The 26110-nt window shown below is 69.6% G+C and carries 25 protein-coding genes and 4 pseudogenes; 9 read left to right on the top strand and 20 right to left on the bottom strand.

From position 1 onward, the window contains the following. Window positions 1–430 precede the first annotated feature (430 nt). Together ACIBN2_RS38855 and ACIBN2_RS38850 are read left to right on the top strand one after the other, a co-directional pair. The gene (locus tag ACIBN2_RS38855; RefSeq protein WP_399141783.1) at window positions 431–652 is read left to right on the top strand and encodes an acyl carrier protein; all 222 of its coding nucleotides are present in this window, start codon (window positions 431–433) and stop codon (window positions 650–652) included. Window positions 653–671: 19 nt separating this feature from the next. Next, the gene (locus tag ACIBN2_RS38850) at window positions 672–1004 is read left to right on the top strand and encodes a beta-ketoacyl synthase N-terminal-like domain-containing protein (RefSeq protein WP_399141781.1); all 333 of its coding nucleotides are present in this window, start codon (window positions 672–674) and stop codon (window positions 1002–1004) included. Between the two features lie 253 nt (window positions 1005–1257). On the opposite strand, the gene ACIBN2_RS38845 is transcribed toward ACIBN2_RS38850, so the two are convergent. The 6 genes from ACIBN2_RS38845 to ACIBN2_RS38820 form a co-directional block, all read right to left on the bottom strand. Beyond that, window positions 1258–1854 carry a DUF5994 family protein gene (locus ACIBN2_RS38845; protein ID WP_399141780.1) on the bottom strand — a complete coding sequence of 199 codons (597 nt, stop codon included), beginning with the start codon at window positions 1852–1854 and terminating at the stop codon, window positions 1258–1260. A gap of 891 nt (window positions 1855–2745) precedes the next feature. Then, complete coding sequence (locus tag ACIBN2_RS38840; protein ID WP_399141778.1) at window positions 2746–3252, bottom strand: DUF5994 family protein; 507 nt, start codon at window positions 3250–3252, stop codon at window positions 2746–2748. A gap of 1629 nt (window positions 3253–4881) precedes the next feature. Continuing rightward, window positions 4882–5895 carry a slipin family protein gene (locus ACIBN2_RS38835; protein ID WP_399141776.1) on the bottom strand — a complete coding sequence of 338 codons (1014 nt, stop codon included), beginning with the start codon at window positions 5893–5895 and terminating at the stop codon, window positions 4882–4884. Between the two features lie 139 nt (window positions 5896–6034). Beyond that, window positions 6035–6523, bottom strand: a complete 489-nt coding sequence (locus ACIBN2_RS38830) for a DUF5994 family protein (protein ID WP_399141774.1) — start codon at window positions 6521–6523, stop codon at window positions 6035–6037. An 18-nt stretch (window positions 6524–6541) separates the two neighbouring features. Further along, complete coding sequence (locus ACIBN2_RS38825; protein ID WP_399141772.1) at window positions 6542–6817, bottom strand: hypothetical protein; 276 nt, start codon at window positions 6815–6817, stop codon at window positions 6542–6544. 697 nt (window positions 6818–7514) lie between these two features. Then, window positions 7515–7643, bottom strand: coding sequence for a hypothetical protein (locus ACIBN2_RS38820; RefSeq protein ID WP_399141771.1), 129 nt, complete (start codon window positions 7641–7643; stop codon window positions 7515–7517). Window positions 7644–8531: 888 nt separating this feature from the next. On the opposite strand from ACIBN2_RS38820, the gene ACIBN2_RS38815 reads away from it, so the two are divergent. Both ACIBN2_RS38815 and ACIBN2_RS38810 read left to right on the top strand, forming a co-directional pair. Further along, on the top strand, window positions 8532–8792 hold the full coding sequence (locus ACIBN2_RS38815) for a hypothetical protein (protein ID WP_399141769.1): 261 nt from the start codon (window positions 8532–8534) through the stop codon (window positions 8790–8792). Next, window positions 8789–9133 (top strand): ANTAR domain-containing protein, encoded by a 345-nt coding sequence (locus ACIBN2_RS38810; RefSeq protein ID WP_399141767.1) that lies wholly within the window; start codon window positions 8789–8791, stop codon window positions 9131–9133. The genes ACIBN2_RS38815 and ACIBN2_RS38810 overlap by 4 nt, the downstream gene beginning before the upstream one ends. A 202-nt stretch (window positions 9134–9335) precedes the next feature. Here the strand turns inward: ACIBN2_RS38810 and ACIBN2_RS38805 are convergent. From ACIBN2_RS38805 to ACIBN2_RS38795, 3 genes and pseudogenes are all read right to left on the bottom strand, one after another. After that, window positions 9336–9965, bottom strand: a pseudogene (locus ACIBN2_RS38805) (SpoIIE family protein phosphatase); the annotation flags it as partial. Further along, window positions 9911–10174, bottom strand: a complete 264-nt coding sequence (locus ACIBN2_RS38800) for a hypothetical protein (protein WP_399141842.1) — start codon at window positions 10172–10174, stop codon at window positions 9911–9913. The pseudogene ACIBN2_RS38805 and the gene ACIBN2_RS38800, both read right to left, overlap by 55 nt. 67 nt (window positions 10175–10241) lie before the next feature. Continuing rightward, a complete protein-coding gene (locus ACIBN2_RS38795) occupies window positions 10242–10835 on the bottom strand; it encodes a hypothetical protein (protein ID WP_399141765.1) in 594 nt (197 codons plus the stop codon). Between the two features lie 771 nt (window positions 10836–11606). Between ACIBN2_RS38795 and ACIBN2_RS38790 the strand changes: the two genes are divergently transcribed. Next, window positions 11607–12011 (top strand): DUF1003 domain-containing protein, encoded by a 405-nt coding sequence (locus ACIBN2_RS38790; protein ID WP_399141764.1) that lies wholly within the window; start codon window positions 11607–11609, stop codon window positions 12009–12011. A 21-nt stretch (window positions 12012–12032) separates the two neighbouring features. On the opposite strand, the gene ACIBN2_RS38785 is transcribed toward ACIBN2_RS38790, so the two are convergent. The 4 genes from ACIBN2_RS38785 to ACIBN2_RS38770 form a co-directional block, all read right to left on the bottom strand. After that, on the bottom strand, window positions 12033–12749 hold the full coding sequence (locus tag ACIBN2_RS38785; protein WP_399141762.1) for an ANTAR domain-containing protein: 717 nt from the start codon (window positions 12747–12749) through the stop codon (window positions 12033–12035). A 79-nt stretch (window positions 12750–12828) separates the two neighbouring features. After that, entirely contained in the window at window positions 12829–13536 is a 708-nt protein-coding gene (locus ACIBN2_RS38780; RefSeq protein ID WP_399141760.1) for an ANTAR domain-containing protein, read from the bottom strand. 28 nt (window positions 13537–13564) lie between these two features. Next, on the bottom strand, window positions 13565–14176 hold the full coding sequence (locus ACIBN2_RS38775) for a hypothetical protein (RefSeq protein ID WP_399141758.1): 612 nt from the start codon (window positions 14174–14176) through the stop codon (window positions 13565–13567). A 56-nt stretch (window positions 14177–14232) separates the two neighbouring features. Continuing rightward, entirely contained in the window at window positions 14233–14610 is a 378-nt protein-coding gene (locus ACIBN2_RS38770) for an STAS domain-containing protein (RefSeq protein WP_399141756.1), read from the bottom strand. A gap of 561 nt (window positions 14611–15171) precedes the next feature. On the opposite strand from ACIBN2_RS38770, the gene ACIBN2_RS38765 reads away from it, so the two are divergent. Then, window positions 15172–15606 carry an Asp23/Gls24 family envelope stress response protein gene (locus tag ACIBN2_RS38765; RefSeq protein WP_399141841.1) on the top strand — a complete coding sequence of 145 codons (435 nt, stop codon included), beginning with the start codon at window positions 15172–15174 and terminating at the stop codon, window positions 15604–15606. 527 nt (window positions 15607–16133) lie between these two features. On the opposite strand, the gene ACIBN2_RS38760 is transcribed toward ACIBN2_RS38765, so the two are convergent. From ACIBN2_RS38760 to ACIBN2_RS38750, 3 genes are read right to left on the bottom strand one after another with little or no spacing between them, the layout of a single operon-like run. Then, a complete protein-coding gene (locus ACIBN2_RS38760) occupies window positions 16134–16490 on the bottom strand; it encodes a PRC-barrel domain containing protein (protein ID WP_399141754.1) in 357 nt (118 codons plus the stop codon). Between the two features lie 48 nt (window positions 16491–16538). Continuing rightward, window positions 16539–16976 (bottom strand): ANTAR domain-containing protein, encoded by a 438-nt coding sequence (locus tag ACIBN2_RS38755; RefSeq protein WP_399141752.1) that lies wholly within the window; start codon window positions 16974–16976, stop codon window positions 16539–16541. Next, window positions 16960–17244 carry a hypothetical protein gene (locus ACIBN2_RS38750; protein ID WP_399141751.1) on the bottom strand — a complete coding sequence of 95 codons (285 nt, stop codon included), beginning with the start codon at window positions 17242–17244 and terminating at the stop codon, window positions 16960–16962. Before ACIBN2_RS38750 ends, ACIBN2_RS38755 begins: the two co-directional genes overlap by 17 nt. A gap of 661 nt (window positions 17245–17905) precedes the next feature. On the opposite strand from ACIBN2_RS38750, the gene ACIBN2_RS38745 reads away from it, so the two are divergent. Both ACIBN2_RS38745 and ACIBN2_RS38740 read left to right on the top strand, forming a co-directional pair. After that, window positions 17906–18055, top strand: a complete 150-nt coding sequence (locus ACIBN2_RS38745) for a hydrophobic protein (protein WP_399141749.1) — start codon at window positions 17906–17908, stop codon at window positions 18053–18055. A gap of 44 nt (window positions 18056–18099) precedes the next feature. Then, window positions 18100–19140 carry a fatty acid desaturase family protein gene (locus tag ACIBN2_RS38740; protein WP_399141747.1) on the top strand — a complete coding sequence of 347 codons (1041 nt, stop codon included), beginning with the start codon at window positions 18100–18102 and terminating at the stop codon, window positions 19138–19140. 193 nt (window positions 19141–19333) lie between these two features. Here the strand turns inward: ACIBN2_RS38740 and ACIBN2_RS38735 are convergent, their stop codons facing one another. The 4 genes and pseudogenes from ACIBN2_RS38735 to ACIBN2_RS38720 form a co-directional block, all read right to left on the bottom strand. Further along, window positions 19334–20350: a DMT family transporter gene (locus ACIBN2_RS38735; RefSeq protein ID WP_399141745.1), complete on the bottom strand. Its 1017-nt coding sequence runs from the start codon at window positions 20348–20350 to the stop codon at window positions 19334–19336. Window positions 20351–20513: 163 nt separating this feature from the next. Beyond that, window positions 20514–20786: pseudogene (locus tag ACIBN2_RS38730) on the bottom strand (hypothetical protein); the annotation flags it as partial. A gap of 24 nt (window positions 20787–20810) precedes the next feature. Further along, a complete protein-coding gene (locus ACIBN2_RS38725; protein ID WP_399141743.1) occupies window positions 20811–24563 on the bottom strand; it encodes a family 78 glycoside hydrolase catalytic domain in 3753 nt (1250 codons plus the stop codon). A gap of 374 nt (window positions 24564–24937) precedes the next feature. After that, window positions 24938–25315 (bottom strand): annotated as a pseudogene (locus ACIBN2_RS38720) (zinc ribbon domain-containing protein); the annotation flags it as partial. Here ACIBN2_RS38720 and ACIBN2_RS38715 point away from each other — a divergent pair. Next, window positions 25315–25677, top strand: a pseudogene (locus ACIBN2_RS38715) (NAD(P)/FAD-dependent oxidoreductase); the annotation flags it as partial. The pseudogenes ACIBN2_RS38720 and ACIBN2_RS38715 sit on opposite strands and share 1 nt — an antisense overlap. Between the last annotated feature and the right edge of the window lie 433 nt (window positions 25678–26110).

Below are 26110 nucleotides of genomic sequence, written 5' to 3'. Positions count from 1 at the left end.
TCGATTACCTCATAGGTAATAACTTCCCGCCGCTCTGTGAGGCCGGGAGCCTGGAGGGCTGGAGGCCTGGTGCGGCGAGGACCTCCGTCGTCCCTGCCTCAATGAGGCTGCCAGTGCGTCACGGGCCCCGTCGATTACCTACGAGGTAATAAACTTTGGCGCTTCCGTACCGCCCGTCCCGGAGCACCCGGCCATGGACGAGCCGGCACGCAGCCGAGCAGTCACTCCGGCACCGAGGCCGGCCAAGTCGCCGGGCGCCGGGCCCTGTTCGGCCGTGTCGATCGCATCAGCACTGAATCAGCAGGGCGTCAGCACATGCTGTTTACCTTGGTGCGATGAATACGAGTCGGTACCTGCGAGAGATGAGCCGGCGAGAGCGCCGAGACGCCCTGGAAGACCTTGTTGTCGCGTACATCAAAGAGATCCTCTGATGGACGACCACGAGGAACTCCCCCTTGACCATGGCTACTTCGACATTGGCCTGACGTCGCTCAGGCTCACCGACCTCAGGGCACACCTCGAAGAATTGCTCGGCATCAGCATCGACGCGACCGTGCTGTTCAGCCAGCCCACGGTCGAGCAACTCGTTTCCTATCTGACCGACGCCCCGTCAAACCCGTCCACTGACGAAGAGGCGTGCAATGTCGCGTGACCAACGGACCGCCGGACAGATGCAGACGGAACAGAGCGAGCCGATAGCGATCGTCGGAATAGGGCTGCGCCTTCCCGGTGGTGCCGAATCTCCCGACGAGTTCGACGCGTTCCTCCGGGCCGGAAAGTCCGGCATCCGGACCGTTCCGGAAGACCGCGGGGACGTCGAGGCATTCCGGCCCGACGGCCCGGACGACAAGGGGAAAATGACCACCACCAGTGGCGGATTCCTCGACCACATCGACCTGTTCGACGCACCGTTCTTCAACATCTCGCCCAAGGAATCCCGCTACAGCCGCACCATCGCGGGCTCGGTGACGGAAGCCAGACTGGTCACCGCTGGTGAGTGGTAGGGCTGCGGTGGAGAGGCGGGAAACGGCCGTGGCCGCCCCCGGGGACGTCGTTCGCCGGCGTTGTCGACTCGGACCGACCTGCTTCCACCGGGGGCGGTGTCGTGCCACTCCCGCGGCGGCCGGGCAGGGCGGCACTGTACCGGCGCGCGGCGATGCTGTCGGCGCGCTGGATGTTGAGCCGGTGAATCACGTATGCCACCACTGCGATGGGGACGATGACGGCGGCCGTCACGAAGGCGGTCATGGCAGCCGCTCACATACCGACGATCAGGCGGCTGGCCCGACTGAGCGGACCGGGCAGTTCCGTGGCGGGCACGGACACCGAGGAGGCACCGCCCTCGTGAACCCATGCCTCGTCCGGGTCCTGAGCCGTGTCGGTCGCGGCGACTCCGTGCCGGGGCTCGTCCGCTGCGATGAGCTCACTCGCGGTCAGGGGCGGGCCGGCGTAGTCGGACGCAGCAGCCATCAGCCGAGCCGCCGACTCCGCCCCGGTCTCCGGCGGGATGATCAGCAGGTCCCAGCGCCCGGTGCCGTAGGAGAGCAGCAGCAGCTTGTGGGGATCGATTTCCGGGGTGAACCAGCCGACCCTGACGACGTGGCCGTCCACGGGAACCTGGCGAGGGATGATCGGCCAGTACTTCGGGTTGACCGCGATGCGGGTGATGCGGCCCCACAAGGGATCCAACACGTCGGTCAGCGCGGGCAGTTCACTCAGCAGGTCCCGGGAGCGGGGCCACCAGGCACCGTCGAGGAGTCCACGGGAAGGGCCGTCGATTTTCAGCGCGAGACGCGCGGCCGGGGCTGCGACGGGCTCGGGGTGCTGCGGAGTTGGGTGCAAGGTCACCGACATGATGCGGAGCCCGTCTCCGAGCCGCCTCTGCGGTGGCCCGGGTTTCATGTTCTCGCCGAGAACGACCCGGCGTGGAAGCCGGTGTGCGAAATGCCCTCGGTACGGCAACATTACTCCGCGCTATGCCTCAGCGCGGAGTAATGGCTGCGCGGATGTGGAGCAGCCGCTGAGTGATCTCCCGGTACTGCCTCAGCGCGAGCCGGAGTTGGTCGGAATGTGTCTCGGAGTCCGGGTCCTGTTAGCCGGCGCGCAGGACACGCCGCCTTGCGCGAGGGCGTTCACGAGCTGGGCGCTGACTTCGTCGTAGGTCCTCTCGGCCCATTCCGCGCCTTGAGCTGGGTGTCGGCGAAGGTGTTGAGGACGTGCTAGAACGCGGGCCGATCTTGTCCTGTTCGTCCGAGGGGAGCGGCGGCTCCTGGCTCGGGCTGCGGCGCCCGGCCTGGCCCAGGGCATGGCCCGCGGCCGCCGGGCGCGTGGCTGGTCGTACGTCATCGGGGCCTGCTCCCGTTCCGCCTGAAGGCGTCCTCGGACTTCTCGGCGGCTGGTTCAGGCTTCCGGAGACCCGGTCGACCTGCCTTGGCGTTGCAGTCGCCTGTTGCGAGTGAGCCGGCCGAGCTCCTACGAGATCCTGCCCTTCATCGTCTGCGCCGGGTTTCTGATGTCCCGTGAAAGAGTCATGCCGACCTCGCTGTTGTCCGGTGGGTGGGTTCTCACGGCGCCTGGCGAGGCGGGTTGGCGGAATGCGTTGCCGTGTGTTCGGGACTGGCCTGGCCCCGCGCCGTGCGGCCAGTCCACGTCCGGCGACCGTCCGTGCAACGCGGTGGCCACGCGATCCGGGGCGTCCCGTCATGGCCGCGGCGGTGACGCAGATGGTCACATCCCCGCCACCCGTCAACCGGGCCGTCCGGTACCGGCGTCGTACGAGGTGGAGGGAGCCTCGGCCTGTTCCGCCGCCATGAGGGCGGACGCGGTCGACTGCGGGCCGGTGCCGGCACTCGCGGCGGCCATCAGCCGGGCGGCCGAGGGGACGGTCGTCTCCGGGGGAATCACCAGGAGGTCCCAGCGGCCCGCCGTGTAGGACAGCAGCAGGATCATGTGCGGGTCCAGCTCCGAAGTGAACCAACCGACCTTCACCACATGGCCGTTGACGAAGATCCTTCGCGGGATGATCGGCCAGTAGCGGGCATTGACGGCGATACGGGTGATCCTCCCCCACAGTGGGTCCAGTACGTCGGCCAGCGCGGGAAGCTCTTGTGTCAGGTCACGCGAGCGGGGCCACCAGGCGCCGTCCAGCTCGGCATGTTCCGGGGGCGGGCTCACGGGTCTGAGGGCGAGGCGCGCGGTCGGGGCCCTGAAAGGCGCGGCGCGCAGCGAGGGATGGTCGGTGGTCGCAGACATCGTGCGAACCCGTCTCCGGACCCCTGCGCTTGGGCAGTTGTCCGGCGTCGTCGCTCACCAGGAACGACACCGGTATCGGGACCGGTGCGCGAAAAGCTCCCGACCACCCCACGCTACTCCCCGAACAGGGCGTACGGACCGCTCCCGGCCATCGCCTCACTCGCGCCGACGGTCCGCCCCCCGGGGAGTGGCCGGCCTCCAGCCAGGACCGCGCCGATTCCGCCGCCCGCGTCGTGTCCACGACGACTTCAGGTGCGCACTGACTTGGAGCCGACGACCCGGCCAGCTGGGCTTCAAGGGGAGAACCACATCCTGGGCCGCGGTGGAGCTGATCGCCGGCCTCGTGGTCCAGGGCGGCCTCGACCTCCGTACTCGGAGGCCGCGGTGAAGACGCGGCCTGGCTCCCAATCCCCTGACGAAGGACCCGCCCCAACGGTGCGGGCCACCCTGCCGCCCCCGGCCGAGCGGGATGCGTATGTCATCCCGGACAGGATGGGCGCCTGGATCGCCACCCGGGCCGCACGCACGCGCAGTCCCGGCACATCGCCCTACTCTCCCTGTGGTCCCTGCTTGCCCGACTGCGTCAACGCCGCCCCGGGTCGCTGCCCGTCGGCGGCACATCCCCGCACAAGCGCGTCGAACGCCGTCGGCGGCCGGCTCGATAGACGATGCCGCCGTGATGCGTCCGGACTGGCGCGGCCCTCAGGAGACCCAGCGGCACGTCAGCTCCGGCGCCGACACCCGGCAAGCCTCATCCGGCCGCACGAAGCAGTAGCCGCATGTCCAGGGCGCTCCCGGGCGTCGCCCCGCACCCCTACCACCGAACGAGCCATTGAGTTCGTTCCACCGAAAGGCGGCGCAACTGCCGTCACCGGCTCCGGCTCGGCGGCCACGACCGGATCGTCGGCCCGCCTCCGCTCGGCCTCGATGAACTGCCCGGTCACCACCTCGGCCCCTTCCAACCGGGCCACCTCGGCATCGACCTCGGCGAGGTCCCGGTCCAGGGGCGGGCGAGATGCTGCTGGTCCCCCGGCGTGAGTCGGGCATGGACGGGAGAGCGCGCCCCCTGCCGACGGCCGGGTGATCATGACGATCATGGGCACGGCCTCGGATCCGATCCCGGCCAAGGTCGTCAGCGTCCAGCTCGGCAGGAGCACCCGGCCCGAGCAGGTCGAACCGGCACTCGACAAGCTCCGGAGCTGGTCGTACCGGGGCTGGCTGGACCCGCGCCCCTGCCGGCCGCTTCACCGCTCTGCCGCAAGTCGCCGCCATGACCGGCCGCGGCCGGATGCCGGCGCAACGCGAGGTCCCCCGACGGGAGTTCCTACGCCTTTCGATGGCGAGAGTGATCGTGACGGGGTGTGCCAATGCGATGTACCGGCCCGTGCGATGTACCGGCCCGCGCAGTTCCGCGGCGACACCGGGATCGCAGTTTGTCGAGATCGCGTATACAAGACGGTCGAGATCGCGTATACAAGACGACGGCCATCACTCGCGAGTTCCTCGCTCACATCCCCCCATCGACGAGCGAAGCGGCGCGTACGGCAACAGTGGCAGCTCGGCGAGTAACAGCCCATTTCCACCTCGGGTGCCGCAGCCGTCGGCTCAAGCCAACGCCTCACGCCACGTTCAGCCGCCGACGGGTGACGCGTCGGGGTCGGGCTCCGTGTGTGTCGGCCAGTTGTCGCGCCGTTCCCGCGCCACTGCCGCCCGACCGCCGACCCGATCGCCATGGGAGCCGACCCGTTCTCCGCTCAGGGGGAAGGCGGGCGCGGTGGGTTCAGGGGTGATCAGTTCGGGGAGTCCATGGTGTTCCGGACGCTCCGGACGTTCGGGGATCGCGGGGCGCGGGATGCTCCGGTGGGTGGATTCGCCGTCGGTTTCCTTGCTCTGGTGCTCGAAGAAGCGGAGCATCTCCACCGGGAACGGCATGACCAGCGTGCTGTTCTTCTCCGCCGAGACGTCCACCACGGTCTGCAGCAGGCGCAGTTGGAGCGCGCCCGGAGTGTCGGCCATGGTCGCCGCGGCATCACTCAGCCGCTGGGACGCCTGGAATTCACCGTCGGCGGCGATGACCCGGGCACGGCGTTCACGCTCGGCCTCGGCCTGCTTGGACATGGAGCGCATCATCGACTGCGGAAGGGCGATGTCCTTGATCTCCACCCGCTCGATGCGCAGTCCCCAGGGCTCCTCGGTGGGGGCGTCCATCACCTTCTTGAGCTCCGCGTTGATGTGGTTACGGTCGGACAGGAGTGTGTCGAGATCCGCCCTGCCAATGACCGCGCGCAGCGAGGTCTGGGCGATCTGGGAGACGGCGCTGGGGTAATCGCGGACGTTCACCAGGGCCTTGACGGGGTCGATGACCCTGAAGTAGACGACCGCGTCGACGGTGAGCGTCACATTGTCGGCCGTGATCGACCCCTGCGGCGGGATGCCCAGCACCTCGGTCTGTACGGACACCTTCCGCATCCGGTCCCCGATCGGCCGGATGACACGCAGGCCCGGCCCACGGATGTCCGGCAGCAGCCGCCCGAAGCGGAACACCACGCCCTTCTCGTACTGCTGGACGTTGCGAAGGCTCAGGGCCAGCAGGACCAGCCCGGCGAGGACGAGCACCACCAGCACGGTGATCAGAACACCCATGGTTCTCACATTCCTTACGTCGATGGCGTCCCGGACGCGAGCGGTCCGGGAAGCACCCGGCACGGGAGGATCCCGGCCGGTGTCAGTGGTGCGGCCGGGGTCCCGGGCTGCTGATGAGGCTCTGCTGCGTCGGCCCGGCTCAGCCGGGAGAGTTCTGCGGTACGTCGCTCCGGTCGGCCCGGGTGATGCCGGTGGCGGCCAGGATCCCCTCGGCCGGGACGGCGTTGTCGTCCTGTACGGCCATGACCATCGCGGCGTGCGCGGGGCCGATACCGGCCCCCGGCGGGATCACCAGGAACAGGAAGTGGTCCTGGTCGCCGCGGGTGACGATCATGGTGTTGTCGCCCACGGCGGACCAGTCGATGCAGACCATGTGCCCGTCGACGAACAGATGGCTCAGGGTCCCGTCCCAGTCGCTCGCGTCGAGGCCCACGCGGGCGATGGGGCCAAGGCGTGCCGTCAGCGCGGTGAGGAGACCCGACAACTGCATTTTGAGGTCGCGTGTCCGCGGCCACCACGCGCCGTCGAACGTCCCCGTGCGCCTGGCTGTCGTCTCCATCCGCAGAACCGCGGTGCCGGGATGCACCGGCTCACTGCCGGTATCTGCCAGAAGCCTGACGGAATGCATGGCGGGGAGCATGGCAACTCACTTCCCCGCCATCCGGGTTCCGGTCCGGCGCCGTGGCCGCAGCCGTCCGCGTCCCCCGTCGCGGTGGTCGCGGCGATCGCCGACGCCATTCGCTCCGGCGCGACCGGGAAGCTTCTGCGGGGCCGACGGTGTCGCCCCCCGGACAGCCGACCGGGCGTGGCCGTAGCGGAAAGCGGCGATGCGCGCGTCGTGCTGGTTGTTGAGCAGGTGAATCAGGAGCACGCCCACAACGACCATCGCCAGGAGCGCCGTCACGGCCACGAAGGTCTCCATGACCCTCACATGCCCTTTGCCTGAGTCGCTGTCGGCAGGGCGACTGCCGGAATGGCGAGTACCGGAGCAGTGGCTGCCGCGATCCGTGGACGTGAGGTCGGATCAGGGGCCTCACGGCCTCCTTCGGCGTCCCAGACGACCTCCACGGCCCGTTCGGTCGCCGTCACGGTGCGCAGACGCGCCGCCTCCTCCATCAACCGGCCCGTGGTCGACCTACGCAGTGGGTCGCTTACGGCGGCCATCAGCCGCACGGCCGAGACACGAGTCGTATGCGGGTCGAGCAGGACAGCCGATGGGGGAAGTTCCGCCCCCGGATAACAGGAGCGGTGCCACCAGGCGCCGTCCAGCAGAGCCGGAGCCGAACTGGTCAGGGCCGGCGGCATGCGGAGAGACGGGGAAGAGGGCCGGTCTTCGGTTGTCGGCGCGTACGAAACGGTCGCAGTCATGATGCGAACCCTGCTCCGGACCGGTCGGACCGGTCCGGCGTATACAATCGCCGAAAACGGCACAAGCATGAAGGCCGGTGCGCGAGATACCCTCGGTAACACCAGCTTACTCCTCCGGCGGCCCGCTCCACGGAGGCTCCCATCGCATGGGCCTTCGCCGAGGGGCGCGAATCCGTGCCGGGACGCAAGCGGTGATCAGAGTACGTTCCGCCCCAGCGGTGAGGTGCGCGATCCACTTCCGCCCGTCGCCGTCAGCGGAGAGGACGCCGCCGAGCCCACCGGGACAGCCGCACAGCGGCCACGATCACGATCACGATCACGTCGGCCACGAGTATCACGACGCCGACGATCAGCAGATGGTCCAGGCCTTCGGCCGTCACGCCGATGATTCCTGGCTCGTGGTGTGGGCGTGGGCGCGTAGCCCGACCCCAGGAGTACGTCGTCAACGGGGCACAAAGACGAGGCGCCGGCGAGTCGGCAGCCCGGTCCGTTCGGTGGCCACGGCCGGTTCGTCGGCGGTGGTGACCACATGGACCGCTTCGAGTGCCTGGATCGTGCGCCGTCCCTCCCGAGCGGGACACCGGCCGCCGCCCTTGGAAGATCGCGGCTTGGCCGGAACCGGCGGAGCGGAAGTGCCCGGATGTGACAACGACTCCGGCGCAACCACGCCGGAGTCGCCCTTCCGGGCGGCTGCACGTGAGAGTGAGCCAACCCACGACCCATCGTACTGCGGAAGCCACGGATCGCGCCCTTGATGGACACGCCGGTGCGGTGGATGCATGACCCGCTCAGGTGACGCCGCTGCCCGCCGTCACCATGGGCATCCGCGGCGGCAGCGCATCCTCTCCTGGTGAAACACCGGCGCCTGCCACCGCCGCGCCCGCGCATCGCGAAGCCGACGATCCAGGCGACCAGCAGGACGGCGGCGACCCAGCACAGGACCGGCACGGCGGCGACGGCAGGATGTGGCTTCGCCGGCATGCCATGGTGATGGCGAGTGCGGGAGCGCCCTCGCTCGTGACGCAGCAGGTTCCGGCGCCGATGCGCGCGGTGCGTCCCCGGAGCACAAGGGTGATCGACACGGCCGGGGGCTCGGGCCGTACCGCAGACGCCGGCCTTCGCCGCGCTCGCTGAACAGCCGGTAAGGGGCCATGTGTCCGGGTGCGAGACCGTTACATGCGGCGTCACCAGCCGCCTCTGGGCAGGGCTACGCTGTTCGAACAGGCCCCGGCCCCCGGCAGTGCAGCTCCGCTACGGGGAGGCCCGCCGTGTTCGCCCTGCTCCTCATCCTCATCGTGGTCCTGTTCGGCTTCGGCTTCCTCAGCCCCATCTGGTGGGCCGCCGCGGCCGTAATCGTGCTGGTGTTCTGCGCCGCCCAATACTGGCGCCGTGGTGAAGGCGGGGGCTGGGACCGTGGCGGCAGTCCCGATGTCCGCCAGTACCAGGACTGCCGGAAGCGCCGGTACCGCCCTCGGCATCGGGCGCCCTGGAGGCGCGAGGCCCGTCGGCACAGCAAGCAACGCGGGTGACCGGCACCACGCCCCGTCAAGAGCAGCCGCTGTCGACGGCTGGGGATGCGGGACTGCTGGCCGAGGTCGACGAACTCCGCGCCCGCAACGAGCAGTTGGAGCAGGCGCTGGCGAGCCGTGCGGTGATCGACCAGGCACGCGGCATGGTGATGGCCCTGGCGCCCTGCACCAGTGAGAGGGCCTGGGACCTGCTGGTGGACGTGTCTCAGCGCTCCAACATCAAACTCCGGGCCGTGGCCGCGGCCCTGGTCGCCACGACGAAGGACGAGGCGCTCCCGGAACCGGTACGACAGGAGCTGCGCCAGGCACTGCGGCGCCTCCAAACGGCGGACCGCAGATGACGGCGGGCGCGCCCGCCGGACCGCCTGTCTGGCTCATCGCCCGTGCGGCCCGGTCGCGTGCTGTCGGGGGTTGCAAGGGGCACGCCGGTGTGTGCGGTGCCCGAGGCGCCGAGGGCGTGAGGAGGGCCGTCGTGGAGGTGGCACTGAGGGCGAGGAGCGCGACATCGTCCGCGGGTCCTGCGACGAAAGTCTTCAGGAGCGCCGTGAGGCCGCTGATGATCGCGGTGACGCCGAGGGCTCGGTCGGTGGCGGCGTGGTGGGTGAGGTGGGAGGACAGGCCGCTCTCGCCGAACCGGGCGCCGTGGGACGTTCGGGCCTCGGTGAGTCCGTTGCTGTACGGGAAGAGCGCCTCGCCGGGCTGGAGTTGAACGGTCCGGGAGACGAAGTCCGCCCGCGGCAGGGGGCCCACAAGCATCCCTCCCTCCAGGTTCACCGGCTCGGCCAAAGCGACAGCCCGGTCGGGCCCGTCCGCGGGCCGCAGGTGTGGACCGGGAGGTGGCCGCCTCCGGCGAGGGTGAGGGCGAAACCGCCCGCGGGATCGGGGGCGAGGGTGCCGAAGACCAGAGTGCAGAAGCCGCTGTCGTCGGAGCATGCGCAGGGCGGACAGCCGTAGTTCGAGTTCGTCCATCACGGGTGCGGCCAGGTCGGTCAGGGCGGTGGCCTGATCCGCTGTGATGCGGCGCGGTTTGGTGTACCGGACGTCCACGATCCCCAGGTGGTGACCGTCGCCGGTGGTCATCGGGGCGGCGGCGTAGAAGCGCACCTGAACCGGGCCGGTCACCAGTAAGTGGGCGCGGGCGACCGGGTCGTAGAGGATGTCGGGGACGACCAGAGGGCTGCCCGTGATGATCGCCGAGGTGCACAGCCCCGGGTCCAGACCCGTTCGGTGTCCACGATCGTCACCGTGGCGGCCGGAACCTCGAACAGACGGGCGGCCGGCGCGGCGATCCGGGCGAAGGCGCCGTAGAGCGGAGTGTCCAGGATGTCGTAACGACGCACCGCCGCGGTCCGCCGTGCCTCGTGCTCCGAGGACAACTCCACGCGCTGCTCCACCGCTTCTCAACGCTCCCCCGTCTTCGCGCGCGTCGCGCCCGGCCGGCGCAGGAGGCTATCCGGGCCGTTGGGTCCGGGCATTGTGGCCGAGGCCGTCCGGATGTTCCGTGGTGCGCTCGCCGAGGGGCAGGAGGAGTACGCACAGGACGGTCGGGGCGCGGTGGAGCCGGCCTGCCTCCTGCCAGCCCCACGCCTCCAAGGCGGCACGGGCCGAGCGGTCACGCTGGTCCACCAAGGTGACACCGAGCGAAGCCTGGTGGTCGGCAAGCAGGCGCTCCTGGAGTCGGCGGGCAAGCCCGCGGGCGTACTGGTGCGGATGGACGACGGTCTCAAGGATCGCGAAGACGTGTCCGGACGCGGTCAGTTGCTCCAGGTTCTGTGGCAGCGGCCCGTCGAACCCCTGCCACCAGGAGCCGTCACGCGGCACGGGGAATCCGAAGACGCAGCCGGTCAGGGACCGGGCCTCGGCGACCAGCATGTCGAATCCCGGCTGTTTCACGCCGTCCGCCAGACGGCGCAGGAACTCCTGCCGTCCGCTGAACTGCTCACCGGGTGGGGTGGTGGACGACTCCACGTAGAGATCCGCCAGATCCTCCCGCATGCCCTCGGCCTGCCAGCGGTTCAGATGGCGCAGCCGTACCAAGTCCATGACGGACGGCTCCGGGCCTTCGGGTTCGTGGGGTTGCCGTGGAGTGCGCATGGGGCCTCGGTTACAGGAGACCGGCAGATGTGCGGGAGTGCCATCGTGGCCGATGTGCGGTGCGGCGCCGGGGTCCGGGACGTCTGTCGACCAGCATAGCCCTGGATCAACGCCGCGCCGGGGCCCGTTGGGGGACACGGGGCCACTGTGGCCGAACTGCCGCAGCCGGTCCGGAAACCCCGTTTGAACGCGGGCCGTTCAGGGATCCGTGCGCTGTGCTTCAGACCATAGGCACGCGCGCGAGCAACTGTCGCCGCTCCCCCATCATGCTGTGACCTGCCGGCTCCCAGCCTGGGCACCGCCTTCCCCAGCTTTGCCGTACCGACGATTCTCGGCGAGGTGAAACGGCACTTCCGTGACCACCTCCTGGGCGGTCATGTGCCGCAACGCGTGCAGGAGCTGCGCGCCCGGGTCCGCTCCGTCGGGGACGAGTGCGCCTTCCTCTACGGCCGCGAACCCTCCGTCCGCGAGATCCCCGCGCACGCCGGCCTCACCGAAGCGGAGGTGCCGCTCGGCCGGAGACACCGGAGCGCTACGTTGCGGTGCCCCTGGACGCCGTTCCCTCGCAGATGCAGGTCTCCCGGCCGATCATCTGCGCCTGCGCGCCTGCGCGACCAAGTGATGGCGGAGGCCTGCGGTTAGGCTCCAGGGACGCGCGGGGGCCGTAGCCCGTGGTAGGCGGTGCCCCGCGAAGCCCCGAGACGCGAGAGGCGCCCCGCGATGAGCGAGCAGGACAGTCAGGCCATCCATCACCCCGCAGTGATTGCGCACCGCAACAGCCGTGCCGAGGATGTCCAGCTGAAGATCGCCGACGCCGTCACCAAGTTCGCCGGTTCGATGCCGTTCGTCTACCTTCACGCCGTCGCGTTCGTGGTCTGGATGCTGTTCGTCGAGGGCAGCCCCTGGCCCACGTTGACGCTCGTGGTGTCGCTGGAGGCGATCTTCCTCTCCACGTTCGTCATGATCGGCCAGAACCGACAGGCAGCCTTCCAGCAGATCAAGGCCGACCACGATTTCGTAGAGCAGGAGTTGGAGCTCAAGACCAACACCGAGCTGACGCGGGCGATCCACCTCATGACCACGGAGCTGCACCGCCGTCTGATCGAGGACGGCCCAGAGCAGTGAGGGGCCCCGCCGGGGTGTGGGTCAGCCTCCTAGACCGGAGAGGGGTTCGGAGCCGTCGATGAAGGCGCGGGCCACGTCGGCCAGGCGCCGGTTGTGGGCGCGGGCGTAGCCGCGCAGCGCGCTGAAAGCCTGTTCCATGTCGACGCCTTGGCGTTCGGCGAACTTCCCCTTGGCCTGTTCGATCAGCACCCGGCTGTTCAGCGCCGTCTGCAGCTGCTCGTTCAGCACGGTGCTGCGCTGGGCGGTGCGTTGTTGCAGCAGGCTGATGGTGGCGACGTCGGCCAGCGCCTGGGCGACGAGAGTGGCGGCCGGGTCGAAGGGGCCGGGCGCGGTGCGGAAGAGGTTCAGGGCGCCCACGGTCTCGTCCCGCAGACGCATGGGCAGGGCCTGGACAGCTTCGAATCCGCTGCGGTGGGCCGCCGTGACGAAGCGTGGCCAGCGGTCGATCTCCTGGGTCAGGTCGGGGACGATCACCGGTGCTCCGGTGCGGTAGCACGTGAGGCAGGGGCCTTCGTCGTTCTGGAGCTGGAGGAGCTCCAGCAGGCGAACCTGTTCGTCGGAGGCGGCCATGACTCGGAGTTTGCCGTCCCGGTCGGCGAGCAGCACCCCGGCGGCGCTCGCGTCGAGCATGCCGACGCAGCGGTCGGTCAGCAGGCGCAGGAAGTCGATGAGGTCGAAGTCGGCGACCAGGTTGTCGGCCAGTTCGACGAAGGTCTTGGCCAAAAGCTGTTGATCCATCGTGGACACCTTCGATTGAGACCGGTCCCGGCCCGAAGGGGCGGGACGTACAGCACGTTCCTCGATCGGCACCATTACGTCACGTGTCCTCCCCGGCCTGGTCCGGCTCCGCGTCCGGTGGGAAACGAAGGCGACGGGCCACCACGTCCGCCGCCACGTCGGCCAGTCGGCGTCCCTGCGCATAGGCGTGGGCACGGAGCCGGACGAAGGCTTCTTCGATGCCGACGCCGAGCTGGACCGTGAGCATCCCGCTGGCCTGGTCGATCTCCGCCCGGTACGCGCCCAGGTCTTCGACAGGGCCTCTGTGCGGCTCGCCCGTCTCGCCGATTCGCGTGTCGAGCAGCACCAGCGTCGCGAGATCGGCGAACGCCAACGCGTCCGCCAGTTCCTCAGCGTCCAACCGGACCGGAACGCGGGCGTAAAGGTCCAGAACTCCCGGGCTGATCGCCCCGATCTGCAGGGGGAGCGCGAACACCGCTCGTGCCCCGGCTTCCAGTGCCGCGTCGGCGAACACCATCCAGCGGTCCTGCAGGTCACGAGTGAGCAGATCGGGTGTCAGGACGGCCGAGCCGTTCAGGAAGGCGTCCACGCAGGGCCCCTCGCCCACGGTGAGCTGGAGTTCTTCAAGTCGCTCGCTGATGTCGTCGGTGCTGCACAGCGGGTGGCTCGGCGCGGTCCTGGACATCGCCGACAGACCGGCCCCGCCGACCGGCAGCGCGGCCACGGCCGCGGTGCACACGTCCACCACACCGACCCCGGCTCCGCGTCGGGCCGCCTGATCGGCCACCAGTAGCTGGATGCGCGCCGACCTGCTCTCAGGACCCACCCGCGCCACCGCCTCCCGTCATGGTGACAAGGCCCTCCAGCCTCGCCGCGGTTTGTTCCACGGCGGGAAACACCAGCGCACGGAACGTGGTGGCACCCAGTGGCCTGCGAAGCTCTCCGATGTCCAGCCAGCCCCAGGAGTGGAGCGCGGCGAGAGTGGGGTGATCGGCCCCGTCCACCAAGGTGGCGCCGAGCGACGCCTGGTGATCGGCCAGCAGCCGCTCCTGCACACGACGGGCGAGTTCCCGTTCTTGCGGGTGCGGGCGGATCAGGATGTCACCGAACGCGAAAGCCCTGCCGGACACCGTGAGTTGCCCGACGCTGCGCGGCAGTACTCCGTCGAAGCCGAGCCACCACGAGCCGTCGCCGCGCACCGGGAATCCGAAGGCACATCCCATCAGGCCGTCCGACTCGGCGATCACCATGACGAATCCCGGCCGGCCCATGTCTGCGGTGACACGGTTCAGGAAGTCCTGGCGGCCGGGACGGCGGTACCCATCACCCGGCGCCGTTGCACGGGACTCGACATACAGATCCGCCAGATCCTCCCGCAGGTCCTCCACCAGCCGGCGGTTCGGCCGGCGCAACCGCAGCGGCGCCACCGCGAACGGTTCGCCGTCCCCCGGCTTCCGTGACGTGCCCCATCCGGGTCCGGCCGTCATCGCGCATCACCCGAGAGAACAGGCACAGGTGGGACAGGCCGGTGCGGCGGGGCTGGACGGGGCGCAGCCCAGGTGTCGCCGGCAGAAGGCGGCAGGGGGGCGAGCTGAGAACCGACGAACAGGAACCCGCAGTCGGCGAGGCGGACGATACGCGCGAGCATCGGCGGCGGGTGGTGCAGTCGCAGGGTCCCGCCCGCAACGGTGGTCTGCTGCGCAGCGTCGAGGAACGCGTTGAGTCCGCTGCGGTCGCAGAACGTGACGAGGGTGAGGTCGACGTCGACAATGCGGATACCGTCGCGCAGGCACGACTCCAGGGACGCGCGCACCAGGTGCGCCGATTCCAGGTCGAACTCACCGACCAGGGTGATCAGCACCCGTGTCCTTCGGTCATGTCGGTAGACAATGAGCTGCGGCAGGGGCATGACGCCTCGGTTCGAAAGATCATCCGGCAGCGGCCCCGGTGACGCCGGAGTTCCGGCTACCTGAGCGCGCTCCCGTAGGGGCGTACGTTCGTCGGAGGCGGAGCAAGGCCGGTCCGAAAGCCTGCACAGGAGGCCAGAGGACCACCCGGTTCCCTGCAGGGATGCGCCGGGCGACAGGCTACGAGTCCGCTCCTCGCGCCATCTGTGTCGAGCAACGACAAGCCGCCAGGGTCTGGGACGTCCGTACAGCAGCATAGTCCCGGGCGCGGTCCGTTAGGGTTCGGGTGACCCGCCTGTTCCCAGCGCCTGGACCGTAACCGCGATGTGAGGCCGTACGCGGGCATGTCCGCCGCGTAGCGCGGTACTGGGCAAGCGGCGCGAAACGCGGCGGCCGACGGCCGCCGGGCACGTCAGTCCGTGCACCACCCGAGGAGGTGGCTTCGCATGACGGAACCGAACGGTTCGAATCTGCCCAAACCCGACCTGGGGGAACCCGGTACCACCGACCAGGACATGACAAGGCGCGCCGGACAACCCCGGCTCCAGGAACCGCCGAAGACCCGGGGCCGGACGACCATCGCCGACGGGGTGGTGGAGAAGATCGCCGGCATCGCCGCACGGGAGGTCCCGGGAATCCACGCATTGGGCGGCGGATTCACCCGCACCATGGGTGCGGTGCGCGACCGGGTCCCGGGCGGGCATGCGAGCGCGGGGCGTGGCGTCAAGGTCGAGGTCGGTGAGAAGCAGACCGCAATCGACCTCCAGGTCGTCGTCGAATACGGGGTGAGCATCACCGACGTCGCGGCAGAGGTGCGTGAGAACGTGATCGCGGCGCTGGAACGGATGACGGGCCTGGAGGTCGTCGAGGTGAACATCGCGGTCAACGACGTGCACCTGCCGGACGACGAAACCCAGGAGCAGGAGACCAGCGGGGACCGGGTGCATTAGGGCCTTGCCCGGGCAGACGCGGGCGCGGCTGCCCGGGCAGTCTCCAGATGCTGCCGGACGCCCGGTTCCGGCAATCCGAGTCATCGGATCCGGGACACGTCAAACGGAAGAAGCCGGGCTCAACAGGAGGACGCTGGGCACGGGGGTGGCGGTTCACCGCCGTCCGCAGGTCACGGACGGTCAACGCCGCGCACAGGCTCCGGTCCCTGGGCGTCGAGGGGGGTGGACCGCGGGCCTGGGGGGTTGGACCACGGGCTGCACGTCCCGCCCCCGATGCCCGGTGGTCCCCGGCACGGCGGGCAGGCCGTAGTTGATCGCGGCGCGCCAGTTGTCCGAGTGGACGGTGAACAGATTTGCGACCAGCCCGGGAGCCAGTTCGCGCGTCACCGGGCTTGGGTGGCCGCTCAACAGCCGGCGCCGACGGGCCGAGACGGAGAAGAGAACGCACAGGGGGAATCAGCCCGACCGAGACGGCGACCAAGACCCACGGCCCCGGCGGGCACGGCAGTCCTCCCGTCCAAGGGCGGTCAGCGGCGGGCCAGTTGCCGTTCGCCGGCGGTACCGGGCTGGTAGGGCAGTCCGTAGTGCTTGAAGATCGCTTCCTCCTGCTCGGCCGGAAGTTCGCCGTCGACGCCGATCGAAGGGGCCTGCTTCACCAGCGTTCTGACATAGCCGACCTTGAGATAGCCGGGCCCGGCGACCGCGTCCTCAAGGGGCACGAAGACCAGGCGGTGCCGGGTGGGCAGTCCGGTCCGTACCGTGCCCAGGGCGGGCTCGTCGGTGGTGGTGTCCACATAGACCGCCTCCAGGACACCGATCTTGTGCGACTCGGAGTCGACGACATCGCGGTTGCGCCATTCCCGGACGTCGGCTGCGTGAATCATGGCCTCTCCCCATCTGGACGGCTCATCGGCCGACGACGAGTCGCACCCTCAGTCTTCCGCGTGAAGCCGCCGCAGCGCCCGCTGCATCCTCTCCGGGAGCGGCTTCCCCTCCCAGGCCGCGATCACGGCCGCAGCAACTTCCGGAAGTTTGGTGCCGCACTCCCGCGAGACGTCGACCAGCAGGTCCCTGGCCGTCCCACGGCTGCAGGGGGTCAAAACCATCACCATGCCGCGGGCTTGATCAATGACCGCACGGCCGGCCAGTGCCCGCCGCAGCTGATCGTTCTCGGCGCGCAGCGCGACGAGGTCCTCTCCCGCGACTGCGTTCCCCCACGTGGCCTCGGCCCTCAGCTTCCACCAGTCTTCTTGGAGCACGGTTGTACGTTGCATGACCAGCACCTCTTCGAGTTCGACGTCTCCGGCCTGACTGGAGTCGTCCCGGACCGCGGCTGCCTGCCTTCTCCACGGGTCACCTGTGGTGTTCATGGTCCCGACGGTCCTCGCGCCGCCAGCGCGCCCGGTTCTGGCGCCTGTAGCGGCGGTCCCAGCGATCCTGCCGGTCCCGGCGCTCCTGATAGTCCCGGTAGTCCCGGTCCCCGAGATAGGAATCGCCGCCACGGCCCCAGCCTCCGCCACGATCGCGGCCGTGGCGGGTCGCGCCGAACACCAGCACCGCCACCGCCACCCACCAGATGGGGTGAACGAAGCCGAAGCCGAACAGGACTGCGATGAGGATGAGGAGCAGGACGAACACGGTGGGCCTCCCCGGGAGCGGGTCACAGCGTCGGTACCGGGGACTGGGGCCTCGCCTCCAGCGTAGCCCTGTCCAGAGGCTGCGGATACGGCGCAAAGTCAGCGCGTACTGCCCAGCGTGGATGGCTAGTTGACACCTGTCGCGGAACTGCGGCGTGGGCCGGCGGGCGAGATGCCGCCCCTGCCCCGGCAGCGTCGCTCCGCCCACACTCTCCCCACAGGACGCACCCTGCGCATCGGCGCCGGACCCGCCGCGTCAGGAGCGAGGCCGTTCCGGCACCCGCCCGCCGTCACGGGATCCCGGCGCACCCGGATGAGCCTCAAGCGGGCAACGATCCACTGCCGCGTACGTGTGTACCGCCTGGTGTGGGATGCGTGCGACGCGGCGGAGCCGTGACGGCCCTTTCGTGATGGGGCACCACATCCTGCCGTCTTCGCCGACCGAGTCCCCCGCCGATCCGCCGCTCACCCCGGCGGCCCCGGCCCAGCTCCCATAACCCGCCCTTGTCGACACCGCGTTGACAGGTCAGGTGGCCGGGCGTTCACTGGCAGCACGGCGTAGGGCCATGCCACTCCGGGACATCGGGGCGCGGCATTCCACCACGCCGCTTCGCCCTGACCCCGCGGAATCAAGGAAATCCCCGCGTTCTGGAAGCCCGGCGATGATCTGGATTCTTCTCCTTCCGCTGATCCTGGTGGTCTTCGGGTTCGGCTTCACGATGCAGATCCTGTGGTGGGTCGCCGCTGCCCTGCTGGTCATGTGGATCGCCGGCTTCGCGATGCGCGGCCGCGGCGGTGGCCGCCGCCGGTAGTCCCCGGAGTTCGACCCTGCCCACTTCACAGAGAGCCTTACTTCATGACGAGTACCACGGTGCGTCCCTCCCGGTCGGAAAGCTCCGGAAGCGACTTCGCCCGGCTGGCGAGGACGATCACGGATGCCGGGCTGCTGGAGCGCCGCCCCGGCTACTACACACTCCGAATCACGCTCGTGGCCGGGCTCTACATCGGCGGATGGACCGCCCTCGCCCTCGTCGGCGACAGCTGGTGGACACTGGCGGTCGCGGCCGTGCTGGCCGTTGTCTTCGGCCAGGTTGCCCTCGTGGCCCATGATGTGGCGCACCGTCAGGTGTTCCGCCGTCGGCGGGCCAGCGAGACGTGCGGACGAATCGCCGGAGCCGGTATCAGAATGGGATACGGCTGGTGGCAGGACAAGCACACCCGCCACCACGCCAACCCCAACAACGACGAACTCGACCCCGACCTCGCCCCCGACCTGCTGGTCTGGTCCCAGGAGCAGGCCCGGGTTGCCACGGGGCTGCCCCGCCTGATCGGCCGCTGGCAGGCGTACCTGTTCTTCCCCCTCCTCACGCTGGAGGGTTTCAACCTGCACGTGTCGAGCGGCAAGGCGCTGGCCAACCGCTCCCTCAAGCAGCGGAAGCTCGACGGGGCCCTGCTGTTCGGGCACTGTGCGGTCTACCTGGCCGTCCTGTTCTGGATCCTTCCACCCGGCATGGCGATCGCCTTCATCGCCGTCCACCAGGGCCTGTTCGGCCTCTACCTCGGCTCCCTTTTCGCACCCAACCACAAGGGCATGCCGATCCTGACCCAAGACGACCGCCCGGACTTCCTCCGCCGCCAGGTGCTCACCTCACGCAACGTGAACGGGGGCTGGTTCACCGACATCGCATTGGGCGGGCTGAACCACCAGATCGAACATCACCTCTTCCCCAGCATGCCCAGCCCCAACCTTCGCAAGGCCCGGGTCCTCGTCCGGCACCACTGCCAGGAGCTGGGTGTGAGCTATCTCGAGACCGGATTGGTCGCCTCCTACCGCCATGCGCTCACCAGCCTCCACCAGGCCGGAGCACCCCTCCGACTCAACCGCGTCCACGCCTAGGGACTCCAGACCACCGCGGCCCACGCGGCACCGGACTGCAAACCACTCTCGGCGGGTTCGCGTGCCGATCGTGGACCGGCTCCGCCCAGGTCGCCGGCGCCAGCCTGGTCTTCTTCCCCGTCCGTGGCAGGTCTCCAGCAGGCCAGGCAGCCGGACATCGATGTCGGTAAGGGCGTCGGACAGCTCGTGACGATCACCGCCGCGGCCGAGGGCCGGGCCTCGGGGTTCGGCTGGGCGCCGACATTCGGCGCGGCCCCACGACCGACCCACCCACGTGCTGCGGACCGTCACCGTCACGGTTGCCGGGCGCGCCACCCGTGGTGACGTAGGCACTGACCAGGATCAAGACGCACCCCGCCCACTGTGCGGGCGTCGGCCGCTCACCCAGCACCAGAGTCCCGAGCGCCAGCGCACCGACCGGCGTGAGCAGCAGGAGAACCGCGCCCACGTGGCTGGACAGCCGGGGAGAATAGATGGCCACCAGCAACCAGCCGACGATCTGGCTGCTCAGCGCAACCACCGCCAGCCAGCCCAGGGTCCGCCAGGAGGGTGCGAGGTCGAGGGCACCCCAGGCGGCGCCGCCCAGCGCGGAGACGACGATCGACACACAGATCACCAACGTGTACGTGGTACGGACGTGCCCCTGGAAGCCCCCGCGACGCAGCAGGAACAGGAAACCCGAGTAGCTCACGGCCGCCAGCACCGCGTGCACCGTGCCCGCCATGGGATCGCTGCCACTCGCACCTTGCTCGAACAGCCCACCGGTCAGCACCACACCCCCGACCAGCACCGGCAGCCACAGCAGGAAACGGCGAGGCACGCGCTCGCGGTCCACCGCCCAGGCGAGGAATGGCACCAACACCACCTGCACGTTGACCAGCACGGTGGACAGTCCCGCCCCCACCTCGGTGATCGCCTTCGCCCACAGCAGCATGTCTCCGGCGAACAGCGCCCCGCCGGCCAGCCCGTAGAACACCTGCCGCCGAGGCGGCCGGCCCTCCCGGCGGTATTCAGGCCACGCCAGCAGCACCAGGACGGGGACAGCCAGCAGGCAGCGGTACGCCGAGGCCGTACCCGCATCCGCGCCGGACAACTCGATGCAGACTGGCGACACGGACAGTGAGAGCGCACCGGCCGCCTGGCCCCAGCGGGGGCCGACCCGGGGGCTGGCTGCCTGCAGACGATCGGGAGCGGTTTCTGTACGTGCCACGGAGCGGACTCCTCACCGCGGGTGCGCCGGAGGGCCGAGTACCCGTGTACCGGCCACCCATACGAGAGACGCCGCCGGGTACCGCCGCCGGACACAAGGACCGTCGTACCAGTCTGTAGGAAGCCGCCGGTGTTTCAGTCGGCGGGCCGCCCTCGGCCACCTCCCGAGGCTTGGCCCGGCGGCCCATCGGCGCGCCGGTCTCGGCACGTTCGACCAGGTCGGGCGAGGCCGTGTCGGTGTCGACCAGGCCGGACGCCACCGCGTTGACGCGGACGTCCTCCCCCGCGACGTCCTTGGCGAGACCCGGGTGAGGCTGTCGACGGTGTCCTTGATCGCCGAGTCGGTGTCCGCTCCGTAGACGCTCGACGGCCTGCCGGGGTGGGAGCCTGCGGTCAGCAGGCCCACGCCCGGGCAGCCGCCGTACGGGGAGCGTCACCTTTCTCGGTGTGAAGGGCCGATGTCAGCGCGCCGCAGTGAAGATGTACTGACCGGCCGGAAGGTAGTACGTCGCCGCACCGGCCGGGACCGCCTGGGCGGGTGCAGCGATCGACTGCGGTTGCGATGTGGGTACGGTGACGGCCGCATGGGCGCCGGTGGGCACAGTGACGTGCAATGTCAGTTGCCCCGCGGAGACCGACCACTCGCTCCGCGCCGTACCGAAGGGGGTTTCGTACGTGCTGGAGGCCGAGGTCAGGCCGCCGCCGGGCTGCGGTGCGATGCGCAAGGAGGCGTAGCCGGGGCTGCCTGGGCCGAGCCCGCCGACGTGGCGGTAGAGGAAGTCGCCGACCGAGCCGAGACCGTAGTGGTTGAAGGAGTTCATCCCCGGGTCGTTGAAGGAGCCGTCGGTGCGGATACCGTCCCAGCGCTCCCAGATCGTGGTGGCGCCTTGGTCGATCATGTAGCCCCAGCCGGGGAATCCGCGCTGCAGCAGGATCTGGTACGCGGTCTGGACATGGCCATGGGCGGCCAGCACGGGCAGGAGGTTCTCGACGCCGAGGAATCCGACACTGAGGTGCCCGTTTGTCGCGGCGACCTTGGCCGCCAGTTTGTCCGCGGCCGGCTGGACCAGGGAGGCGGGCAGCAACTCGAAGGCCAGAGCCAGCACATAGCCGGTCTGGGTGTTGCCGCTGACGGTGCCGTCGGCCGTGACGAAACGACCGGTGAAGGCCTCGGCCACCTGGTCGGCGAGCTGCCCGTACGACGTGGCCTGTGCCGCGCGGCCGGTGGCGGCTGCCATGCGGGAGACCAGGCGTGCCGACCATGCGAAGAAGGCCGTGCAGATGAGGTTCTGGGCCGTGTTGTCGTTGACGTTGAGCCAGTCGCCGAAGGTCTGCTGATCGCGGATCAGGTCGGTGCCCGCGGTGCTGCGGAGATAGTCGACCCATTTCGCCATCGCGGTGAAGTGCTGGTCGACCAGGTGGAGATCGCCGTAACGCTGCCACAGGGTGTACGGGATGATCGTGCCCGCGTCGCCCCAGCCGGCGGTGCCGGAACCGCTGATCACTGCGGGCGCGACGTCGGTGAAGGCGCCGTTGGGCTGCTGGGCGTCCATGAGGTCGTCGACGAACTTGGCGAGGAAGGCGTGGTTGTCGAGGTTGAAGGTGGAGGTGGCGCAGAAGGCGGCGATGTCTCCGGTCCAGCCCAGGCGCTCGTCTCGCTGGGGGCAGTCGGTCGGTATCGACAGCATGTTGCTGCGTTCGCCCCACACGATGTTGTGCTGCAGTTGGTTGATCAGTGGATCCGACGTGCTGAAGGTGCCTGGCTGCGCGGCATCGGTCCACACCGCACGACCGGTGAGGGTGTCCTTGTCGGGGGTGAAGTCGGTGGGCAGGCCGGTGACTTCGACGTAGCGGTATCCGTGGACGGTGAACCGGGGCTCGTAGGTCTCGGTTCGGCCGGTGCCGGCGAGGGTGAATCGGTCGGTGGCCTGAGCGGAGCGCAGGTTGGTCGTGTAGAGCGTGCCATCGGGGTTGAGGACCTCGCCGTGGCGGAGGGTGACGGTGGTGCCGGCGGCACCGGTCAGGGCGATGCGGTTCCAGCCGGTGAAGTTCTGCCCCATGTCGAAGATCCACACTCCGGTTTGCGGCTGGGTGATCGCCGCAGGCCGGAACTCGCGCTGGACGGTGACACCGTTGTCGACCTGGGCGACGAGGTGGGGAGTTGCCTCGCCGGAGACGGCCGCGGTGGCCCATCCGCTGTCGTCGAAGCCGGCGCCGTCCCAGCCGCTGATGTCCAGGCGCGCGTCGAAGGTCTCGCCGTGGTAGAGGTCGTCCGCCCTGATCGCACCCGTATTGACCTTCCAGGTGCCGTCCGTCGTGACCAGCTGGGTGCTGCCGTCGGTGAACGTGATGAGCAGCTGCGCGGAGTACCACGGCTGCGAGCCGTACTTCTGGCTCCCTGCGAAGCCGAGGCTGCCGGAGTACCAGCCGTTGCCCAGCCAGGCGGCGAGGGCGTTGCCGCCCTGCCGTATCTGCGCGGTGACGTCGAAAACCTTGTACTGCAGGCGCTTGCCGTAGTCGGTCCAGCCGGGGGCCAGGACGTCGCTGCCGACCTTCCTGCCGTTGAGCCGGGTCTCGTGGAGGCCCAGCGCAGTGGTCAGCAGCCGTGCGGAGGCCACCTTTTGACGGACGGTGAAGGCCTTGCGCAGGAGCGGGGCGGGCTTGACGACGTGCACGTTGGCCCCCCACGGCCCGCTGCCGTAGGGCGCGACCGCGCGCGCCGCGAGCCAGTCACTGTCGTCGAAGCCAGGGGTGTTCCAGCCGGCCGGCGCGTCCTTGTTCGACTTCCACGACGTGTCGGTGACGACGGTCGAGCCGTCGGCAACGGTCAGCTTGGCGATCATTGCGGTCGGGGAATCAGTCGTGTTCTGCGTGGCAATCGCGATGGTGTTGCTGCCACTGGTGAGATGGGCGGTGACGTCGACGAGGGCGGCGCTCTTCCACGAGTCGGTCACCCGCGGTGACGTGCTCACCTGGGTGCCGTTGACCCACACGTCCGCGGTGTCGTCCCCCGTGACGACCAGGGTCGCGCCGGCGGGGGGTCCCGTCAGCGTGAAGGTGCGGCGGAAGTAGCGGGTCTCGACAGGGAGTCCCGCCGCGGGGTCGCCCTCCGGGTACCAGATCCAGGCGGCCCCTGTCAGGTCCGGAGTCGCGGGTTGGCCGATGAACGCGGCACGCCACTCCGCGGCCGCTGCCAGCAGACCGGTCTCGAACCACTGCGGCGCGCTCCATGCGCCCGCCCGGCCCTGGGTGTCCCAGACACGGACGCGCCAGTGGTAACGCGTCAGGCCGACGAGGCCGGGACCGCCGTAGGGGATGGCGAGCTGCTGCCCGGAGGTGACACGGCCGCTGTCCCAGACGTCTCCGATTCCCGCGCGCGTGGAGGAGACCTGGATCTGGTAAGCGGCCTGGCGCTGCTGCCCCGCCGACGAGTCGAGCTTCCAGGCGAACCGCGGCCGTGCGGCGTCGACACCCATGGGTCTGATGCGGTGCTCAACGGTGCAGCCGGCCACCCTCAAAGGCGACGCGCCCGCGAGTTCCGGGACACCGACCCTGCGATACCAGGGAGCGATCCCGTAGGCGCCCCGATCGAGGGCGGCGGACCAGCCGCCCTCGGCGAAGGACGCCTGCTCCCAGCCTTCCGGCACATCCTTTCCCGCCGACCAACTACCGTCGGTGACCAGGTCGGTCGTGCCGCCGGTGGTACGCACGCGCAGATGACCGATGACCCCGGCATGGCCGCCCGCGCTCCTGCTCGCCAACGCAATGACGTTGGCGCCTGGCACCAGGGCCGACCTCAGATCGACATACAGCGCGCTGCGCCAGGAGCCAGCGACTCTGGGGGATCCGGCCAGAGGCTGTCCGTTGAGCCACACATCAACCGTGTCGTCACCGGTGACGACGAACTGCGCGTCCGTCACCTCGCCTTGGGAGACGTCGAACTTTTTGCGGAAGTAGCGGTACCCGGCGGGCGCGCCGCTTCGCCGGCCCCCGTCCGGGTGCCAGATCCAGTGAGCCTGGGACAGATCGACCGGCTTGGCACGCACCGCACCTGCGGCCGCCTCTGCCCGGCCACCGAACGCGCCGACAGTTCCCGCCACCGCGGCACCGGCCACCAGCGCCGAGCCCACGCCCAGCAGACGGCGCCGGCTGAATGGCGGCTGATCATGCAGGGGGGACGAGTTGCGGTCGGGGGGCGTTGTCTGACTTGCCACTGGATTACTCCCTCACACGGGGCGGGCGGAGCGGGGCGACTTGGCTGCGCGACGAATACGAACGCCGGAGTGAAACGTTTCAAAACGTCAATGCGGGTGCACCGTATGAGAGTTGTGCAACTACCGTCAATAGGTGCGGCGTCAGTTCAGGAACGTGACTTCGGTGCCGCCGCCGTGCACCTCCTGTCACAGCGATTCCGGGTCTGGCCGACCGTGCGGAACTTCCGACGGGGTCGACGGGGCGGTCCGGGCTGCGGCTCTCCCTCCCGGACGGAGATGACGAGGCGACGCCGATCCATGACCCACACGCTTGACGCCTCCACCCTGTGAACGGGGTGAATTCCCAGCTCACGTTGCCCGCGGCCCGACGGGCGCGCAGGTCTTGCACGATCAGCACCAGCCGGGTTGCAGACCAGCCCGGACCAGCATTACGCGCGCGGAGTTCTCGTCCCTTGGGGATACGGCTCCGCATACGGTGCAGGCATAGGTTCGTTCGGAAAGAGGAAGTGCGTGCTTGGTTCTCGCGCCGCAGTGCGCATAGTCCATCGTGGTGTGCTCGGGGTGGACCAGGTGAACGATGCGCCCGTGCTTGCGGGCCGTCTCCAGCAGGGCCTGCTTCGTGGCATCGATCGCCGCATCGGCACCTTGCGGGCCATCGTGGACTTCGCCAGGAACTTCGGCCGGAAGTCCTTCACCGCGATCGCGTCGTGATCGCGCACCACCTTCTTGGCCCACTTGCGGGCGGTGTCCTGCCCGCCTCCCTGCGGAGAGGGCCGTCACCGCGGTGCGCGGCGCGGGGCCCCTGCGCCAGCGGGCACGCACCCGCGTTCACGGGCGGGTACTGCTCGTCGGCGACGCCGCCGGATACACCGACGCGCTGACCGGTGAGGGCGTCTCTCTCGCCCTCACCGGTGCCGAAGCCCTGGTCGCCAATGTGCGCCGCGGCACACCCAGCCGCTACGAGACCGACTGGTGCCGCGCCACCCGCCGCCACCGGCTCCTGACCGACCTCTTGGTGCGGGCCCGTCAGCAACCGGCGCTGGCCTCGCGCATCATGCCCACAGCCGCCCGCCTGCCCCGCCTCTTTGCGGCAGCGGTGAACGCACTGGCATGACCAGACGCTAGGAGGCCCGGCGGCACTTTCATGCCGCCGCCGCGACGGCCCTACCTGCCTGGTTCAGACCGTAGGCTTCGGACCATCGGCACAGTCATGGAGGCCTGTTGTGTCTCCCGACTGTGCCCGGAGCCTTCTGGTGGGTCTTCGGCCCAGCGGACACTGATGTGCCTGTGCCCGCCGCTCAACGAGTCCATCTCAGTGAAGCTCGGTGCAGTGGCGCAGAAAGTGCGCGAGAACGTGGGGACGTATGCGCTCATCGGCCCCTCGGACTTCAGGGCCCTTACCAGTAATGGAGTTGGGATGAGGCGTATCCGCCTGGCCGCCGTGTGGACGGCGGCACTTGTGTCGATCGCTGCCGCGAGCGGTTGTTCCAGTGGTGGCGGTGGTTCCTCGTCCTCGTCACCAGCGACGCCGTCGAGCTCAGCCACGA

The sequence above is a fragment of the Streptomyces sp. NPDC050534 genome, assembly GCF_044457745.1.
Lineage (GTDB): Bacteria > Actinomycetota > Actinomycetes > Streptomycetales > Streptomycetaceae > Streptomyces.
Note: the sequence above shows the minus strand (reverse complement) of the source record. Positions and strands in the feature narration are given on the sequence as shown.

Bases quoted from the DNA above. Each gene is read 5' to 3' on its own strand.
- ACIBN2_RS38795 (WP_399141765.1), bottom strand. From the start codon at position 10,835: ATGGACTTGGTACGGCTGCGCCATCTGAACCGCTGGCAGGCCGAGGGC.
- ACIBN2_RS38855 (WP_399141783.1), top strand. From the start codon at position 431: ATGGACGACCACGAGGAACTCCCCCTTGACCATGGCTACTTCGACATT.
- ACIBN2_RS38785 (WP_399141762.1), bottom strand. From the start codon at position 12,749: ATGGATCAACAGCTTTTGGCCAAGACCTTCGTCGAACTGGCCGACAAC.
- ACIBN2_RS38825 (WP_399141772.1), bottom strand. From the start codon at position 6,817: ATGGAGACCTTCGTGGCCGTGACGGCGCTCCTGGCGATGGTCGTTGTG.
- ACIBN2_RS38835 (WP_399141776.1), bottom strand. From the start codon at position 5,895: ATGGGTGTTCTGATCACCGTGCTGGTGGTGCTCGTCCTCGCCGGGCTG.
- ACIBN2_RS38760 (WP_399141754.1), bottom strand. From the start codon at position 16,490: ATGATTCACGCAGCCGACGTCCGGGAATGGCGCAACCGCGATGTCGTC.
- ACIBN2_RS38840 (WP_399141778.1), bottom strand. From the start codon at position 3,252: ATGTCTGCGACCACCGACCATCCCTCGCTGCGCGCCGCGCCTTTCAGG.
- ACIBN2_RS38740 (WP_399141747.1), top strand. From the start codon at position 18,100: ATGACGAGTACCACGGTGCGTCCCTCCCGGTCGGAAAGCTCCGGAAGC.
- ACIBN2_RS38765 (WP_399141841.1), top strand. From the start codon at position 15,172: ATGACAAGGCGCGCCGGACAACCCCGGCTCCAGGAACCGCCGAAGACC.
- ACIBN2_RS38755 (WP_399141752.1), bottom strand. From the start codon at position 16,976: ATGAACACCACAGGTGACCCGTGGAGAAGGCAGGCAGCCGCGGTCCGG.
- ACIBN2_RS38845 (WP_399141780.1), bottom strand. From the start codon at position 1,854: ATGTCGGTGACCTTGCACCCAACTCCGCAGCACCCCGAGCCCGTCGCA.
- ACIBN2_RS38790 (WP_399141764.1), top strand. From the start codon at position 11,607: ATGAGCGAGCAGGACAGTCAGGCCATCCATCACCCCGCAGTGATTGCG.
- ACIBN2_RS38850 (WP_399141781.1), top strand. From the start codon at position 672: ATGCAGACGGAACAGAGCGAGCCGATAGCGATCGTCGGAATAGGGCTG.
- ACIBN2_RS38745 (WP_399141749.1), top strand. From the start codon at position 17,906: ATGATCTGGATTCTTCTCCTTCCGCTGATCCTGGTGGTCTTCGGGTTC.
- ACIBN2_RS38830 (WP_399141774.1), bottom strand. From the start codon at position 6,523: ATGCATTCCGTCAGGCTTCTGGCAGATACCGGCAGTGAGCCGGTGCAT.